2 protein-coding genes are annotated in these 2,594 nt (G+C 73.3%); both read left to right on the forward strand.

Going from position 1 to position 2,594, the window contains the following annotated elements; all coding sequences use genetic code 11:
• A partial coding sequence (locus IBL25_RS25615) for a DUF4159 domain-containing protein (protein WP_187781270.1) occupies positions 1-839 on the forward strand: 839 nt, incomplete at its 5' end.
• The coding region (locus IBL25_RS25620; protein ID WP_187781271.1) for a hypothetical protein at positions 839-2,594 on the forward strand (1,756 nt) is incomplete at its 3' end. The genes IBL25_RS25615 and IBL25_RS25620, both read left to right, overlap by 1 nt.

The raw sequence follows: 2,594 nt of genomic DNA on the forward strand, positions 1-2,594 counted from the left end.
TGGGCGCGGCGCTGCTGCTGCTGGCGCTGGACCTGCTGCTGTCGCTGGGGCAGCGCGGGCTGATCGGCCGCCCGGCGCGGCTGGCGCTGCTGGCCCTGGCGCTGGTGGCGCCCCTGGCCCCGGCACGGGCGCAGCAGAATGACCTGCCGCTGGTCACCCGCATCGGCTATGTGGTCACGGACGACCCCTCGGCGGATGAGGTGGCACGGCAGGGGCTGGTCGGCCTGTCCGACTATGTCAACCGCCGCACCGCCGCGGCACTCGGTGAGCCGGTGGCCGTGCGGCCGGGGCAGGACGACCTTTCGGTGCTGCCCCTGCTCTATTGGCCCATCCTGCCGGAAGCCCAGGCGCCCGACCCCGCCGCCGTGGCCGCGCTGAACGACTTTATGCGGAGCGGCGGCATCATCCTCTTTGACACGCGGGACGAAGGCTCCGGCGAGGGCTTCTCTCCCGGGGCGCGGGAGGCGCTGCAAAGGGTGACGCGCAGCCTCGCCATCCCGCCCCTGGCGCCGGTGACGGCGGAGCATGTGCTGACCCGCGCCTTCTACCTGCTGCAGGACCTGCCGGGCCGCTTCGCCGGCGGGCAGGTCTGGGTGTCGCGTGAGGAAGACCGCGCCAATGACAGCGTCAGCCCGGTGATCATCGGCGGCCATGACTGGGCCGGGGCCTGGGCGGTGGATGCGCGGGGCAGCAATCCCTTCGCCGCCATTCCCGGCGGCACGCGGCAGCGGACGCTGGCCTATCGCTTCGGCGTCAACCTCGTGATGTACGCGCTGACCGGCAACTACAAGGGTGACCAGGTGCATGTGCCGGCCATCCTGGAAAGGCTCGGCAACTGATGCAGAACGCGATTTCGGCGGTCGATTTCGCGCCCATCCTGCCGGCATGGCTGCTGGTGGCGCTGGCGGTGCTGGCGCTGCTGGCCCTGGTGCCGGCGCTGTGGCGGCGGGCGCGCGGCGTCTGGTGGCGGGCGCTCTCCTTCGCGCTGCTGCTGCTGGCGCTGGGCAACCCCCGGCTGGTGCAGGAGACGCGGGAAACCCGCCCCGACATCGCCCTGCTGGTGCAGGACCGCAGCGACAGCGCCCGCATCGGCAGCCGCGGCGCCCAGATGGACGCCGCCCGCGCCGCGCTGGAGGCCGATGCCGCCCGCTTCCCGGACCTGGAGCTGCGGACCCTGGATGTGCCGGAAGGCGGCAACCAGGGCACACGGCTGATGACGGCCATCGACCGTGCCCTGGCCGATATCCCGCGCGCCCGGCTGGCGGGCGTGCTGGCCCTGACGGATGGGCAGGCGCATGACGTGCCCGCCGCGCCCTCCTTCGACGCGCCCTTCCACACCATCCTGCCCGGCGCGCCGGGCGAGGTGGACCGGCGCATCCGCGTCATCGAGGCGCCGGGCTTCGGCATCGTCGGCCGCAGCGTCGAGCTGCGGCTGGCGGTGGAGGATCTCGGCGTGCCCGCCGCGCAGGCCCAGGGCGCGGTGCGCCTGACCATCCGCCGCGATGGCAACCCACCCCGCGTGGAAAGCGTGCCGCTGGGGCGGGAGCACCGCATCACCATTCCCATCGAGCGCGGCGGACCCTCGGTGGTGGAGATCGCGGCGGACCAGCGGCCGGGCGAGGTCTCCACCCTCAACAACCGCGCCGTGGTGACCATCAATGGCGTGCGGGACCGGCTGCGGGTGCTGCTCGTGTCCGGGGAGCCGCATTCGGGCGAGCGCACCTGGCGCAGGCTGCTGAAGGCCGACCCGAATGTGGACCTGGTGCATTTCACCATCCTGCGCCCGCCGGAAAAGGACGACCTGACGCCGCTGAACGAGCTGGCGCTGATCGCCTTCCCGGTGCGGGAACTGTTCCAGGTGAAGCTGCGGGAATTCGACCTGATCGTCTTCGACCGCTTCGCCAACCGGGGCATCCTGCCGCCGGTCTATCTGCGCAACATCGCCGATTACGTGCGGGATGGCGGGGCGCTGCTGCTTTCCGTGGGGCCGGAATTCCTGGGGCCCACCAGCCTGGCCGCCACGCCGCTGGGGCAGGTGCTGCCGGCGCGGCCGCTGGGCGGGACGGAGGGGTTGGCCGAGGGCGCCTTCCGCCCGCGCGTCACCGATGCCGGGGCCCGCCACCCCGTGACCCAGGGCCTGACCGGCGCCAACCAGGGCGAGGCGCAGCCACAATGGGGCCGCTGGTACCGCCATCTGCGCGCCGGCACCGAAAGCGGCACCACGGTGATGGACAGCGGCGACGGCACCCCGCTGCTGCAACTGGACCGGGTGGGCGAAGGGCGGGTGGCGCTGCTGCTCTCGGACCAGATCTGGCTTTGGTCGCGCGGGCATGACGGCGGCGGGCCGCAGGCCGAGTTGCTGCGCCGCGCCGCCCATTGGCTGATGAAGGAGCCGGAACTGGAGGAGGAGGACCTGCTGGCACGGGTGGAGAACGGCACCCTCACCGTCACCCGCCGCAGCGTCGAGGCCGGGCCGCCGCCGGAGATCACGGTCACGGCGCCGGATGGCACCGTCATCCGCCGCCCGCCGCAAGCCGAGGGCGGCGGCCGGGCGGTGCTGGCCCTGCCGGCGGAGCAGCCCGGGGTCTGGCAGG

Source organism: Pseudoroseomonas ludipueritiae, from assembly GCF_014490445.1.
GTDB lineage: Bacteria > Pseudomonadota > Alphaproteobacteria > Acetobacterales > Acetobacteraceae > Pseudoroseomonas > Pseudoroseomonas ludipueritiae.